The following is a 13,597-nucleotide window of genomic DNA, read 5'->3' as shown; positions in this document are numbered from 1 at the left end:
CGCGGCGCCGGCAGCCACGGAGGCCCGCCGTCGCCGCCGGGCAGGAGCGGTCGAGGTCGTCGGCTGCACCGCGGTCTTGGCGCGCGTGGCGGCTTTTGGCGTGGTTTTGGACGCAGCGGACTTGGAGGCGGCCATCTCAGCGGTTCCGTCCGATCGGCACCGCTCCGACGAGCGAGTGCAGTGCTGAACCGGCGTCGTCGACGGCGCCGGCAATTGCGGTGAGTGCGGTGTCGACCGGCCGCGGCGCGGCGGCGACGAAGTCCTCGAAGGCAGCCTTGGTGCTGTATGCCGGTTCGAAACCGAGCACCGTCTTCATCCGGGTCGTGTCGAGGCCGCGGCCGTAGACGAGCAGGTCGAGTTGCTCGGGTGAGAAGTCGATCAGGCCGGTGCGTTTGAAGATCGTCGAGAGCCCGGTGCTCAGCGGGGTCGGAATCGTCACGAAAGGTCGCCCGGCAAGGGCGATCGCCTGGCTGACGGTGATGATCCCGTCACCGGCAACGTTGACCGTGTCCGCCGGCTCGCCGAGTGTCGCCGCGATCATGGCGGCCGCCACATCGTCCTCGTGGAGGAACTGCAGCCGGGCATCCCACCCGAGCGGGATCGGCACGACCGGCAGGCGGAAGTAGTCGGTCATGGCCGTGCGCACCCGCGGGCCGATGACATTGGCCAGGCGCAGCGTGGTGATGCCGACGTCAGGCCGCCGGCGTGCGAACCCCCGCACGTAGGCCTCGACGTCGACCGAGTCCTTGCCGAAGCCGAGTTTGGGAAGCCGCTTGGCGGCCATCCCCTCGGTGAACAGCGCCGGATCGCGGTGCGAGGCACCGTAGACCCCGGCCGTCGACTTCACGACGAGCTTGCGCACGCGCGGTGCCTTTTGGCAGGCCGCGAGCAACTGCATCGTGCCGATGACGTTGATCTCTTTTTGGGTGGCCCGGCCACCCGCGCCGAGCGGAGTGGCGATGACGCCCATGTGCACGACGGTGTCGACGGCATACTGCTCGATGAGCTTCCCGATCATCGGGCTGCGGATGTCGGCGCGCACGAACTCGGCACGCCCGATGTCGTGGGGTGGCGGTATGACGTCCACCCCCACGATCGTGCGCGCCGGGTCGACCTGGGACAGGGCGCGAGCAAAAGCGCCTCCGAGGTATCGAGAGACTCCGGTGATCAGGACGACATCAGCCATCGCGCGCCTCACCCGCTTGAACTGGGACTACTTCTTGTTGCGACGCTGGTGACGCGTCTTGCGCAGCAGCTTGCGGTGCTTCTTCTTGGCCATCCGCTTGCGCCGCTTCTTGATGACTGAACCCATATCGAGCCTTTGATCGAAAGAACAGGAAAAGTGGTCGTATGCCGTGTGCCCGCCACCGGCGGATGCTCGACTATCGACCCCCCAGCTTAGCCGCCGCGCAGGGGGCACCCAAACTGCGTGATGGTGATGTGGCGGACACCGCGGGTTCGCGGGCATACGCACGACCGCCCGCTCACTCGGAGCGGACGGCCGGGATCGCCGCGGACGGCGAGAGGGTGATGTCGGCGGCGGCTACGCAGTCTCGATGTAGGAGGACTTCAAGTAGGCGTCGACGGCATCCTCGGGAACGCGGAAGGATCGTCCGACACGGATGGCGGGCAGCTCACCGCCGTGGACCATCCGGTAGACAGTCATCTTGGACACGCGCATGATGGCCGCCACCTCAGCGACCGTGAGGAAGCGCACCTCGGAGAGCTGCCGATCGGCAGTCATAGATACCTCGTCATTCTCACCGCGCATCGCCGGGGTTCCCGTCCGGCGGCCTCCTACGCGGAACTGTCGAGAGCAACCATAGGGGCAGTTGTGACTCGTGGGAAGCGGGAAGGGCAGGCTAAGACAAATCGGTACGTAACGCCCCCACCGACACGCCCTTGTCCCCCTGGTTCTTGGCCTCCTCGCGCCCGCCACCCGGGCGACCCGAGCCCGCCGAGGAGGGGCGCCACCCAGGTGGCGACAGCAGCGACAAGGCGGGCCGAGCGCCAGCGGCCCCAGTGAGGCAACGATGCGCCGGAGGTCAAGTCGCGCCAGCGAATTGACCGACGGCGCGGAGGCGCCGAGCCACCCAGGTGGCGACAGGAACGACAAGCGAGTCGGGCGCAAACGGCCCCAGTGAGCCGACGATGCGGGCGAGGATCGGCCGCGCCAGCGGGCGAACCGAGCTCGCCGAGGAGGGGCGCCACCCAGGTGGCGACAGCAGCGACAAGGCGGGGCGACGCAAGCGGCCCCAGTGAGGCAACGATGCGCCGGAGGTCAAGTCGCGCCAGCGAATTGACCGACGGTGCGGAGGCGCCGAGCCAAAACAAAATCAGTCGTACCAGATGTCGAGGCCGTGGTGGCTGAAGGTGGCCTCGCGGGTGGCCATGATGGCGCGGTCGACGGGGCTGTGGGGGTTGTATCCCATCTCCCACGGCTGCACCCAGATGGCGGGTTCGCCGACGGGGAGGTCGCCCATGCGGTTGGGTCCGCGGCGGCCGATGGTGCGTTCGACGTACTCCTGCCACTCCTCGGGGACGGGGGTGTCGACGGGGATGGGCCGGTGGGCGGCGATGGCGGTCATATGGGTCCACGATCGCGGCACGACGTCGACCAGCTCATATCCCCCGCCGCCGAGGGCGACCCACTTGCCGTCGCACAGGTTGTGGGCGAGGTCGTGGATGTCCAGCATGGCCTGGCGTTGCGCGTCGACGGTCATGACGAGGTTGGCCAGCGGGTCGTCGGCGTGGGTGTCGCAGCCGTGCTGGGAGATGAGGAATTGGGGCCGGAAGGCGCGCAGGATGGGGACGATGCTGGCGCGGATGGCGCGTAGCCACGCCGAGTCGGTGGTGCCGGGCGGGAGGGCGACGTTGACCGCATACCCTTCGCCGGCTCCGGTTCCGACGTCGCGCGCCCACCCGGTGCCGGGGAAGAGCGTCCGCCCGCTCTCGTGGATGCTTGCGGTGAGCACGCGGGGGTCGTCGGCGAAGATCGCTTCGACGCCGTCGCCGTGGTGGACATCGACGTCGACATAGGCGACGCGTTCGACGCCGTCGTCGAGCAGCGCCTGGATGCCGGCGGCGATGTCGTTGTAGATGCAGAAGCCGGAGGCGTTGCCGCGCATCGCATGGTGCAGGCCGCCGCAGAAGTTGACGCCGTGCGCGATCTCGCCGGCCTGGACCTGCTCGCACATCGCCACGGTGCCGGCGACGATGCGAGCGCTGGCCTCGTGCATGCCGGTGAAGGCGGGGTCGTCCTCGGTGCCCAGGCCGTATGCCGGCTCGGCCGAGCTGGGATTGTCCGAGGCCTCCTTGACCTTGGCGATGTAGTCGGGGTCGTGGACGGTCTGGAGCATTTCGTCGCTCGCCACGGGCGGGGAGATCACCTCGACGGCGTCGAAGACGCCGAGGGCTTCGCACAGGCGGGCGGTCAGGTCCAGGCGCAGCGGACCCATCGGGTGGCCGGGGCCGAAGTTGTATGCCGTGAAGCCCGGATCCCAGATGACGCGCGCCTGTGCGACCATGCAACGCACGCTACCGCTTGTGCCGCAGGTCGGCATGCTCAGGTGACACGACGGAATGGAGGGCTCGGGTGGGCAAGAGGCAGCACGACGTCCTGGTCATCGGCCTGGGCCGGTTCGGCGGCGCCGCGGCCCTGGAGTTGAACCGGCTCGGACACCGGGTGACGGCGCTCGAGAAGGACCCGGTGATCGCCGAGTCCTTCCTCGGCAAGGTCTTCAAGGTCGTGCACGCCGACGCCAGCCTGCCGCACGTGCTGGCCGAGCAGAAGTGCCAGAACTTCCCGGTCGCGATCGTCGGGATCGGGTTCTCGGTCGAGTCGTCGGTGCTGGCCGCTGCCAACCTCGTCGACGCCGACGTCCCTGATGTCTGGGCCAAGGCGCTCTCGCCGGAACATGCCCGGATCCTGCAGCGGATCGGCGTCGGGCACGTCATCCTGCCGGAGGCCGAGACCGGTCGCCGGGTCGCGCACCTGGTGGGCGGTGGGTTGCTGGACTACATGGAGTTCGACGACGGCTTTGCGATGGTGAAGATGGCGCCACCGTCGGAGGCGGTGGGTTTTACGTTGGCGCAGAGCGCTATTCGTTCCAAGTACGGCGTCACGATCGTCGGCGTCAAGTCGCCGGGTCGCGATTTCGTGCACGCCACCCCCGAAACGAAGGTGACCTCGCACGACACCTTGATCGTCAGCGGTCCGACCGCTCTGATCGAGCGCCTGGCCGCCCGGCCCTAGGACACCCGGGCCCTCGGACACCCCACGACGTTTCCGCACTCCTTCGTCGCTCCGGTGCTTCTCGGGGACCCCGCACTGGTGGGGTTTCGCAACACGGCCTGGGGTTCAGCCCGCGCGGTCCTCGGCGAGCGCGAGGACCATCGCGATCTCTTCTTCGCCATCGGCACCGTTGGTCACCCGCATCGGGCGGCGGCGTCCGGTTGGCCGGAAGCCGAAGCTGGAGGCGAAGGCGACGGCGCGGCCGTTGTCGGTGCTCACCCAGTAGGCGATCCGGTCGTAGCCGTCCTCGGCGGCCTGCTGCGAAGCCGACCGGACCAGGGTGGCGGCGACGCTGCGGCCGCGCCAGTCCGGGCGCACCCACAGGCCGAAGATCTCAGCGGTGTTCTCGGCGTCATCGAGCACACCGACGCTCAGCACGCCGACATCGGATCCGTCCACGTCGGCGACCATGCGCTGGGCCCGACGCATCCGCGCGCGCCAGAAGTCCTCGTCATACTCCTGCTCGTCGGCGAGTTTGGCGACGAAAGCCTCCGGGGATTCCTCGAGAGCAGCCAGCCGGATGGCGCGGAACTGCCCCCAGTCCGCCTCGGTGAGCGGTCGCACGCGGATCTCTGTCATGGGCACATCCTGACATGTGCCGCCGACATCCGCCCCCTCTCGGGAAAACGGCGATCAGGTCTCCGCGAGCTCGCGCGATCGGCGGGCCGCGGCCTCGATGGCGCTGACGAAGGCGGCCCTGACCTTGTGATCGTCGAGGGTGCGCAAGGCGGCGGCCGTGGTGCCACCGGGCGAGGTGACCTGCTCACGCAGCACCGTCGGGTGGGTGCCGGTCTCGCGGATCATCGTCGCCGCGCCGAACAGGGTCTGGACCGTCAGCTCTGTCGCCGTCTCGCGGGGCAGGCCGAGCACGACGCCGGCCTCGATCATCGCCTCGACGACGTAGAAGACGTAGGCGGGGCCCGACCCGGAGATCGCCGTGACGGCGTTCTGGTAGCCCTCCGACACCTCGATGGCGCGGCCGCACGATCGCAGCAGCGACATCGCCCGCTCCATCTGCTCGTCGGTGACGTGGGCACCGCGGGAGAGCGCGGCCATACCCTGGTCGACGAGAGCCGGAGTATTGGGCATGACCCGCACCACCGGAGTGCCCTCGGGCAGCCCCGCGGCGATGGCCTGGGTCGGGACGCCCGCGGCGAGCGAGACGACGAGGTTGCCAGGTGCGATCTGGTCACCGATCTCGGCGAGCAGAGCGGTCATGTCCTGCGGCTTGACCACGAAGACGAGAACGTCGGCGACGGCCGCACCCTCGGCGTTGGTCAGGGCGCGCACGCCGTACTTGGCCTCGAGTTCGGCGGCCCGGTCGGCACGCCGCTCGGTGATGACGACCTCGCCGGGGGCCAATCCGGACCGCAGCAGGCCGGAGAGCAGGGTCTCCCCCATCACACCGGCACCGAAGATGGCAATGGTCACGGCGAAATTCCTCCTAGGAGCGCGACAACAGGGAGCGGACGAACAGCATCGCATTGGTCGGCCGTTCAGCCATCCGCCGCATCAAATAGCCGTACCACTCCTCGCCGTAGGGGATGTAGACCCGCATGCGGTGGCCGCGGTCGGCGAGGCGACGCTGCTCCTCGGGGCGAATGCCGTAGAGCATCTGGAACTCGAAGCTGTCCGCGGCCCGGCCGGCGCTCTCGGCAAGCGCGGTCGCGATGTCGATGAGCCGGGGGTCATGGCTGGCGACCATGGGATAGCCGGCGCCGTCCATGAGGATCCGCAGGCACCGCACGAACGACTTGTCCACCTCATCGTCGTCCTGGAAGGCGACGGTCTCGGGCTCGTTGTAGGCACCCTTGCACAACCGCACTCGGCTGCCGGCCGCCGCCAGGTCGCGACAGTCGGCTTCGGTGCGGTGCAGGTAGGCCTGCACCGCCACCCCGACCCACGGGTAGTCGCGCCGCAACTCCCGCACGGCCGCGAGGGTCGCGTCGGTCGTCGTGTGGTCCTCCATGTCGACGGTGACAGTGGTCCCGGCACGCTCGGCCGCCGCGCAGATAATCCGAACGTTCTCGAGGGCGATCGCCGCGCCCTCGTCGGGCAAGAGCTGCCCGACAGCGCTGAGTTTGACACTCACCTCGGCCCAGCCACCGTGCGTATGTTCTTCTGCCGCAAGCAGATCGATGAGACTGACGTATGCCTGCGTCACCGCCTGGGCCTGGGCGCGATCGGTGGTGTCCTCCCCCAGGTGATCGATCGTCGCGCGCCGGTCGGTAGCGCGCAACTCGGCGACGGCAGCAACCGCGTCGGTGTCGTAGGCGCCGGGGACGTAGCGGCGCACCACGGTGCGGCTGACGGGGGCCCGCTCGATCAGATCACGCACGCGCGTGTCGGCGGCGAGAGTGAGGAGTGTCTTGCGGAGAAGTTCGGACGGACCCATGGTCGTCAGGCTAACGACCCACGACATACAGCCAGACAGTGGTCGAAGCGGACTTTCAGATCGGACACCTGGCGCGTCGCCCTCTCTGGTGGTATTTTCATCACATGATGAATACCGCGGCGATCGTCATCGACGATCTTCTGGTCCGCCGTGGCGGAGTCGTCGTCATCCCGGGCCTACGGGTCTGCGTCCCCGCCGGCCAGGTGGTGGGCCTGCTCGGCCCCAGCGGCAGCGGCAAGTCCACGCTGATGCGGGCCGTCGTCGGCGTCCAGAAGATCGCCGGCGGCACCGTCACCGTCCTCGGGCAGGTCGCCGGGTCCCCCGCCCTGCGCTCCCGCGTCGGCTATGTCACGCAAAGCCCGAGCGTGTATGCAGACCTGACCGTCCGCGCCAATGTCGCCTACTTCGCCGGGCTCGTCGGACAGGGTTCGGACGCCGTCGACAAGGCCCTGGCCGAGGTCGACCTGAGCGCCGTCGCCGATCGGAAGGTGGAGCGACTCTCCGGTGGACAGCGCTCCCGCGTCTCGCTCGCCGCCGCCCTGGCCGGCGACCCCGAACTGCTCGTCCTCGACGAGCCCACGGTCGGATTGGACCCGGTGCTGCGGCGCGACCTGTGGAACCTGTTCCACCGCCTGGCCGGCGCCGGCCGTTCGCTGCTCGTGTCCAGTCACGTGATGGACGAGGCGACCCGCTGCGATCGGCTGTTACTGATGCGGGACGGCTCGCTGTTGTCCGACTCGACGCCGGATGAACTGCTTGCCCGTACCGGTGCGCTCGATGCCGAGGCCGCCTTCCTCCACCTCATCGACACCGCCGCCGACACCGCCAAGGAGGTCGTGTGAACCCGCGCCTGACATTGCTCACCGCCAGCCGTGTGCTCCAGCAGATCCGCGCCGATCACCGAACGGTCGCCCTGCTGCTCATCGTCCCGTGCGTGCTCATGGGCCTGCTTGCCTGGGTGTTCCAAGACACCCCGGTGTTCGACCAGGTGGGACCGGCATTACTCGGTGTCTTCCCGTTCGTGGTGATGTTCATCGTCACCAGCATCGCGACGCTGCGCGAACGCACGAGCGGCACCCTCGAGCGCTTGCTCGCCGGGCCGCTCGGCAAGGCCGACCTGATGTTCGGCTACGCGATCGCGTTCGGCCTGGTCGCGATCATCCAGGCGCTCGTGGCGACCGCCTTCGCGATCTACGTCTGTGATCTCGACGTCGCCGGGCCGGTGTGGGTGCTCGTCGTCATCGCCGTCCTCGACGCCGTCCTCGGGACCGCCCTCGGATTGTTGGCCAGTGCGTTCGCGCACACCGAATTCCAGGCGGTCCAGTTCATGCCGGCCTTCATCCTCCCGCAGTTCCTGCTGTGCGGGCTGCTCGTCGCCCGGGACCGGCTGCCCGACGTGCTCTCCACGATTTCGGACTTCCTGCCGCTGTCGTATGCCGTCGATGCGATGTCGGCCGTCGCCTCCCAGGTCGAGCCCCTCGGTGACGTCGGTCCCGATCTCGGCATCATCGCGGCGTGGGTGGTGGCTGCGCTGGTCCTGGGCGCGCTCACCTTGCGGCGCCGAACCGACTGAGCACCCCCGGCTGCGGACGGCCGCGGCCGGTCACGGGGCGAGGTAGCGCTGCAGGGTCGGGCCAAGTTCGGCGACCGCCCGCTCCGCGGAAACCTTCTCCGCGGCCGGGAATTCGAGGACGTAGCGCATCAGGCCGAAGCCGATCATCTGGCCGGCGGCGAGGCTGGCCCGCAACTCGAGGTCCTCGTCCGACTCGCCGGCGCTGGCGTGGTGGCGGGAGACCCGCACGAAGATCTCGGCGATGAGAAACTCGCGGATCTGTCGGGCGACCGCCGCATTACCGAGGGCGGAACGGGCCAGCGCCTGGAAGCGTTCGCGACCGCCCGGGGCATCCCAAATGAAAAGGAAGGACCGGACCACGGCTTCGCCCACCTGCTCGCGAGGCACCGCGAGGATCATGGCAACGCGTTCGCCCGGGTTGACGGGCACGGTGAGGACCTGGGCGAACAGGGCCGGCTTACCCTCGAAGTAGTGGTGCACGAGCGCCGGATCGACACCGGCCCGGCGGGCGATATTGCGCAGCGACGCCGCGTCATACCCCCGCTCGGCGAACTCGACACGCGCGGCCTCGACGATGTCGCCACGGGCGTCGGTGCCGGCCGGTCGGCGGCCGCGGCGCGACCCTGTCGGGGTGCTTGCTGTGCGTCGTCGTGGGGGCGTCATGGCCGTCAGTGAGGGGTGGCCAGATGCAGCCGCGCGAACGCCAGGGCCTCGGCCAGATCACCGCTGCGGGTGGTCGGATCGAGTTTGCGGGTCGAGACTTCGACGACGACGGCACCGTCGAATCCGTTGTCCGCCAGGGTTTCCAGCACTTCACCGCAGGGTTGCGAGCCGCGTCCGGGGACCAGGTGCTCATCGCGGAAAGCGCCGGATCCGTCGGCCAAGTGCAGGTGGTGCAGGCGGGATCCGAGATCCTCGACCATCTCGAGGGCGTCGGAGCCGGCGGTCGCCGTGTGCGACAGGTCGAGGGTCACGTGGTCGACGTCAAGGCCGACGGGGTCCCAGTGCGGCAAGTAAGCGAGCATCTCGCGCTGTCCGGCCCGCCACGGGAACATATTCTCGATCGCGATCGCGATCCCGGACAGGGACTCCCGCGCCCGCACCCCTTCGATGAAGCTGTCGGCATAGCCCTTCTGCCAGCGAAACGGCGGATGCACGACCACGGTCGACGCGCCGACCTCCTGGGCAAGTTCCATCGACCGGTCGACCTTCGTCCACGGATCGGTACCCCAAATCCGTTGCGTCAGAAGCAGAGTCGGGGCGTGGATCGAGACGATGGGCAGCTCGTGCAGCTCGGACAGGGCCGCCAGGGCGCCGCTCTCGCGACTGACCGGGTCGGGCATGACCATGACCTCGACGCCGTCATACCCAAGGCGCGAGCCGAGCGCGAACGCGGTGGCCACGGGGTCGGGATAGACCGACGCGGTCGAGAGCGCGACAGGGGCAGCCGGGACGCGTGCGGCTTGCTCAGGCAACGCTGATCCACCTGGTATCGGAACCGCCGACATCGGTCTCGTCCGCGGCGTCGCCGGCGTCGGACAGGGTGTCGAGGCGGCGCAGGATGAGCCCTTCGCGCAACGCCCACGGACAGATCGTCAGCCGCTCGACCCGCAGCAGGTCCATCGCCGCCTCGGCGACCAGGGCACCACCGAGCACCTGCGGCGCGCGGGTCACCGAGACCCCGGGGAGGTCGGCGCGCTGCCCGGCGGACAGCGGGCTCAACTGGGCAACCACCCCGCGCAGGGCCTCCCGCGTCAGCACCCGCTCAACGAGCGGACCCTCGCTGCTCGGCGCCGCGCCGGCGAGCCGGGCGAGCGAGCGGAAGGTCTTGGAGGTGGCCACAACGGTGTCGGGCTCCTGGGCGCGCAGCAACGGGCGGACCGAGGAGGCCAGCTGGGCACGGATGGCGCGGCGGGCATCACGGATCGTGTCCGCGGACGGCGGGTCGCCGGGGAGCATGTCGAGGGTGACCCGCCCCGCGCCGAGAGGGACGGAGATGGCGGCGTCCGGCTCCTCGTCCATCCCGGTCGCCATCTCCAGAGAACCCCCACCGATGTCGAGCACCAGCAAGGTGCCTGCCGACCAGCCGCACCAGCGGCGGGCGGCGAGGAAGGTCATCCGCGCCTCGTCCGCGCCGCTGAGCACATGGACCGGCGTGCCGGCGTGCTCGCCCAGCATCGTGAGCACGGCCTCACCGTTGTCCGCCTCGCGCAACGCACTCGTCGCGAAGGCGAGCACCTGCTCGACTCCCTGGTCCTCGGCGAGGGTGCGGGCCTCGTCGAGGAAGCCGGTCAGGGTGCTGATCGCGCGGACCCCGACGCGGCCGTCTTCGAGGTGTTCGGACAGGCGCAGCGCGATCTTGTGCGAGACCGCGGGGAGCGGGCGCGCTCCGTGGTGGGCGTCGACGACGAGCATATGGACAGTGTTGGAGCCGATATCAATGACACCCAGGCGCACCACGCCAGACTAACCGTCGCCACAGGCCGGCGGTCTCCGCGCGCCGGGCGCGTGCCGCGCCGGCGCGCCATCACAGCGCCGTTGTGCTTACAGTTGGCCATCGTGAGTGAGACGCCGCTGGAGATCCCCCGGGTGTGGGTGGAGTTCGACGATCCCAGCGACCCCGACCAACGCTTCCGGTGCGACCTGACCTGGTTGACCTCGAGCTGGACGTGCATCTTCGCCGGAGGCTGTCAGGGCATCTACGCCGACCGCCCCGACGACGGCTGCTGCACCCTCGGCGCCCACTTCACCGACGAAGAGGACATGGGCCGCGTCGCCGCCGTCGTCGGGGACCTGGACGCCTCGACCTGGCAACACCGGCCCGGATCCACCGGCACCGACGCGTGGACCGAACCGGAAGGCGACGCCATCAAGACCCGCGTCGTGGACGGGGCCTGCATCTTCCTCAACCGGCCCGGCTTCGAGGCCGGCCCGGGCTGTGCGCTGCACCAGCAGGCAGTCCGCAGCGGGCAGGCACCGCATACGCTCAAGCCGGACGTGTGCTGGCAGCTGCCGATCCGGCGCACCTACCGCACCGTCGAACTGCCCGACGACACCTCGTATCTCGAAGTGAGTATCGGAGAGTACGACCGGCGCGGTTGGGGGCCGGGAGGGCACGACCTGGACTGGTATTGCTCGGGCAATCCGTCCGCGCACGTGGGGCGGGAGCCGGTGTTCCGGTCGTTGCGTGCCGAGCTGACCGAGCTGATGGGTGAGGCCGGATATGCCGAGTTGGTGCTGCGCTGCGAGGCGCACCTGCTCAATATCAAGGTGTTGCGTTCCACGGGCGCCCGCACGCTGTTGCCGCTGCTGATGCACCCGGCGACGGTGGAGGCCCGCTCCCGCCGCACCCGCAAGCGTTGAGGCTGCCCGGCGGTGACTCCGGACCCCCATAGCGCACCCGTCGACGGCGGGGTGCGACCCAGCCCGAACATCTGGAACCACCCCCAGCTCTACGAGTGGGAGAACGAGGCCTTCGACCCCGACGGCCTGGTCGAGGCGGCAATCGCGGCGCTGCACCCGCTGGCGGGGGCCGTCGTGGTGGACATCGGATGCGGCACCGGTTTCCACCTTCCGCGGTATGCCGCGCTCGGCGCCCACGTGATCGGTCTCGAACCGCATATGCCCTTGACTCGCCGCGCGGCCGAGCGGGTACGTGCCACCCGGGAGGGTGCCGCAGCCGCAATCGCCGGTGCCGCTGCCGACCTGCCGTTCGCGTCGAGCAGCGTCGACGTGGCGCTGGCGCGGTGGGCCTACTTCTTCGGTGCCGGGTGCGAGCCCGGGCTGGCGCAGGTGGCACGCGTCGTGCGGCCCGGCGGCATCGCCGCCTTCCTCGACAACGACGCGACCCGCTCCACCTTCGGGCACTGGTTCACGCAGAGCCACCCGGCATACGATCCCGTTGCGGTGCAACGGTTCTGGAGCCGTCAAGGGTTCAGCGCCATCGGCCTGGACACGCGCTGGGAGTGCTCTGACCGGGAGCGGTTCGAAGCTATCGTGCGCATCGAGTTCGAGCCGCCCGCGGCAGATCGCATCCTCGCCGAGCACGCGGGCACGGCGGTCGACTACGCGACCACCCTGTGGTGGCGCCGCTACTGACCGGCCGGCTGCGGCCGCTCAGCGGACCGGCCGCAACTCGGCGCGGGGCTGCTCGGCGACCCGTTGCAGGTGCCCGACAGCGGCTTGGATGTCGGGGACCTCGATGACCCGGATGCCCGACGGCAGGGCGGCGCTGCCGCGGACCCCCGGCGGCACGAGCGCTGTGCTGAACCGCAGCCGGGCGGCCTCGGTCAGGCGCCGCTCGACTCCTTGGACCGGGCGGATCTCGCCGGCGAGGCCGACCTCACCGATCGCGACCAGGTGCGGATCGATGGGGACCTCGAGGATGGCGCTGGCCATGGCGAACGCCATGGCCAGATCGGCCGCCGGCTCGCGCAACCGCACCCCTCCGACGGTGGAGAGGTAGATGTCCCGGCCGGTCAGTGGTGCACCGGCACGCTTCTCGAGGACGGCCGTGATCATCGCGATGCGGCTGCCGTCGACGCCGTGGGTGGCCCGACGGGGTGTCGGGATCGAACTCGGGGTGACGAGCGCCTGCACCTCCGCCAGCAGCGGGCGCCGGCCTTCGAGGGTGGCGGTGACACAGGTGCCCGGCACCGAACCGGCCCGGGTGGACAGGAACAGCCCACTCGGGTCGGGCAGCCCGATGATGCCGACATCGCTCAGGTCGAAGCAACCGACCTCGTCGGTCGGGCCGAAGCGGTTCTTGACCGCCCGCACCAGCCGCAGCCGCGAGTGCCGCTCCCCCTCGAAACCCACCACGACGTCGACGAGATGCTCGAGGATGCGCGGCCCGGCAATCGACCCCTCCTTGGTGACATGCCCGACGAGGATCATCGAGATGCCCATCGTCTTGGCGACGGCGATGAGCGCCGCGGCCACCTCGCGCACCTGGGAGACGTTGCCGGCGGCTCCCTCCACCTCCGCGCTGGCCAGCGTCTGGACCGAGTCGATCACGACCAGCGCCGGACGCACCTGCTCGATCTGCCCCAAGACGGTCCCGAGGTCGGTCTCGGAGGCGAGATAGAGCGTCTTGGCCATCGCCTCGATCCGCTCGGCCCGGGACCGCACCTGAGCGGCGGACTCCTCACCACTGACATACAGCACGTCGCGCCCGCCGCGCGCGGCCCGGGCGGCGACGTCGAGGAGCAGGGTCGACTTGCCGATGCCGGGTTCGCCGGCGACGAGGACGACGCCGCCGGCGACCAGCCCACCCCCGAGCACCCGGTCGAACTCCTCCACCCCGGTCGGCGTGGCGGCCGCCTTGGTGGGATCG

At 69.8% G+C, this 13,597-nt stretch carries 16 protein-coding genes; 5 read left to right on the top strand and 11 right to left on the bottom strand.

Features of this window, described 5'->3' with window-relative positions; genetic code table 11:
* Window positions 1–136 precede the first annotated feature (136 nt).
* From BN11_RS07065 to BN11_RS07055, 4 genes are all read right to left on the bottom strand, one after another.
* A complete protein-coding gene (locus BN11_RS07065; RefSeq protein ID WP_048696174.1) occupies window positions 137–1,186 on the bottom strand; it encodes an NAD-dependent epimerase/dehydratase family protein in 1,050 nt (349 codons plus the stop codon).
* A 27-nt stretch (window positions 1,187–1,213) separates the two neighbouring features.
* Window positions 1,214–1,312 carry a 30S ribosomal protein bS22 gene (locus tag BN11_RS21745; RefSeq protein ID WP_003792170.1) on the bottom strand — a complete coding sequence of 33 codons (99 nt, stop codon included), beginning with the start codon at window positions 1,310–1,312 and terminating at the stop codon, window positions 1,214–1,216.
* A 231-nt stretch (window positions 1,313–1,543) separates the two neighbouring features.
* The gene (locus BN11_RS07060) at window positions 1,544–1,744 is read right to left on the bottom strand and encodes a helix-turn-helix domain-containing protein (RefSeq protein ID WP_048696172.1); all 201 of its coding nucleotides are present in this window, start codon (window positions 1,742–1,744) and stop codon (window positions 1,544–1,546) included.
* Window positions 1,745–2,336: 592 nt separating this feature from the next.
* Window positions 2,337–3,527 (bottom strand): acetoin utilization protein AcuC, encoded by a 1,191-nt coding sequence (locus BN11_RS07055; protein WP_048696170.1) that lies wholly within the window; start codon window positions 3,525–3,527, stop codon window positions 2,337–2,339.
* A 68-nt stretch (window positions 3,528–3,595) separates the two neighbouring features.
* On the opposite strand from BN11_RS07055, the gene BN11_RS07050 reads away from it, so the two are divergent.
* Window positions 3,596–4,255: a potassium channel family protein gene (locus tag BN11_RS07050; protein ID WP_048696168.1), complete on the top strand. Its 660-nt coding sequence runs from the start codon at window positions 3,596–3,598 to the stop codon at window positions 4,253–4,255.
* A 105-nt stretch (window positions 4,256–4,360) separates the two neighbouring features.
* Here the strand turns inward: BN11_RS07050 and BN11_RS07045 are convergent, their stop codons facing one another.
* Genes BN11_RS07045 through BN11_RS07035 form a run of 3 tightly spaced genes read right to left on the bottom strand, consistent with a single transcriptional unit; the run spans window position 4,361 to window position 6,689 of the window.
* The gene (locus tag BN11_RS07045) at window positions 4,361–4,873 is read right to left on the bottom strand and encodes a GNAT family N-acetyltransferase (protein ID WP_048696166.1); all 513 of its coding nucleotides are present in this window, start codon (window positions 4,871–4,873) and stop codon (window positions 4,361–4,363) included.
* Between the two features lie 54 nt (window positions 4,874–4,927).
* Window positions 4,928–5,725, bottom strand: coding sequence for a pyrroline-5-carboxylate reductase (gene proC / locus BN11_RS07040; RefSeq protein WP_268807082.1), 798 nt, complete (start codon window positions 5,723–5,725; stop codon window positions 4,928–4,930).
* 13 nt (window positions 5,726–5,738) lie between these two features.
* Complete coding sequence (locus BN11_RS07035; protein WP_048696164.1) at window positions 5,739–6,689, bottom strand: proline dehydrogenase family protein; 951 nt, start codon at window positions 6,687–6,689, stop codon at window positions 5,739–5,741.
* A 107-nt stretch (window positions 6,690–6,796) separates the two neighbouring features.
* On the opposite strand from BN11_RS07035, the gene BN11_RS07030 reads away from it, so the two are divergent.
* Together BN11_RS07030 and BN11_RS07025 are read left to right on the top strand one after the other, a co-directional pair.
* Window positions 6,797–7,531 (top strand): ABC transporter ATP-binding protein, encoded by a 735-nt coding sequence (locus BN11_RS07030; RefSeq protein WP_083433979.1) that lies wholly within the window; start codon window positions 6,797–6,799, stop codon window positions 7,529–7,531.
* Window positions 7,528–8,262, top strand: a complete 735-nt coding sequence (locus tag BN11_RS07025; protein WP_048696162.1) for an ABC transporter permease — start codon at window positions 7,528–7,530, stop codon at window positions 8,260–8,262. Before BN11_RS07030 ends, BN11_RS07025 begins: the two co-directional genes overlap by 4 nt.
* A gap of 30 nt (window positions 8,263–8,292) precedes the next feature.
* On the opposite strand, the gene BN11_RS07020 is transcribed toward BN11_RS07025, so the two are convergent.
* Genes BN11_RS07020 through BN11_RS07010 form a run of 3 tightly spaced genes read right to left on the bottom strand, consistent with a single transcriptional unit; the run spans window position 8,293 to window position 10,677 of the window.
* Window positions 8,293–8,925 carry a TetR/AcrR family transcriptional regulator gene (locus tag BN11_RS07020; RefSeq protein WP_048696159.1) on the bottom strand — a complete coding sequence of 211 codons (633 nt, stop codon included), beginning with the start codon at window positions 8,923–8,925 and terminating at the stop codon, window positions 8,293–8,295.
* Window positions 8,926–8,930: 5 nt separating this feature from the next.
* Window positions 8,931–9,770, bottom strand: a complete 840-nt coding sequence (locus BN11_RS07015; RefSeq protein ID WP_048696158.1) for a sugar phosphate isomerase/epimerase family protein — start codon at window positions 9,768–9,770, stop codon at window positions 8,931–8,933.
* The gene (locus tag BN11_RS07010) at window positions 9,730–10,677 is read right to left on the bottom strand and encodes a Ppx/GppA phosphatase family protein (RefSeq protein WP_327152842.1); all 948 of its coding nucleotides are present in this window, start codon (window positions 10,675–10,677) and stop codon (window positions 9,730–9,732) included. Before BN11_RS07010 ends, BN11_RS07015 begins: the two co-directional genes overlap by 41 nt.
* A gap of 144 nt (window positions 10,678–10,821) precedes the next feature.
* Here BN11_RS07010 and BN11_RS07005 point away from each other — a divergent pair, with 144 nt between their 5' ends.
* Both BN11_RS07005 and BN11_RS07000 read left to right on the top strand, forming a co-directional pair.
* Complete coding sequence (locus BN11_RS07005) at window positions 10,822–11,625, top strand: hypothetical protein (RefSeq protein ID WP_048700965.1); 804 nt, start codon at window positions 10,822–10,824, stop codon at window positions 11,623–11,625.
* Window positions 11,626–11,637: 12 nt separating this feature from the next.
* Window positions 11,638–12,360 carry a class I SAM-dependent methyltransferase gene (locus tag BN11_RS07000; RefSeq protein ID WP_048696157.1) on the top strand — a complete coding sequence of 241 codons (723 nt, stop codon included), beginning with the start codon at window positions 11,638–11,640 and terminating at the stop codon, window positions 12,358–12,360.
* 18 nt (window positions 12,361–12,378) lie between these two features.
* Here the strand turns inward: BN11_RS07000 and radA are convergent.
* A partial coding sequence (radA, locus tag BN11_RS06995) for a DNA repair protein RadA (RefSeq protein ID WP_048696155.1) occupies window positions 12,379–13,597 on the bottom strand: 1,219 nt, incomplete at its 5' end.

The sequence above is a fragment of the Nostocoides australiense Ben110 genome (genome assembly GCF_001050535.1).
In the GTDB taxonomy this organism is placed as follows: domain Bacteria; phylum Actinomycetota; class Actinomycetes; order Actinomycetales; family Dermatophilaceae; genus Nostocoides_A; species Nostocoides_A australiense.
This window is presented reverse-complemented; position numbering and strand designations above follow the sequence as displayed.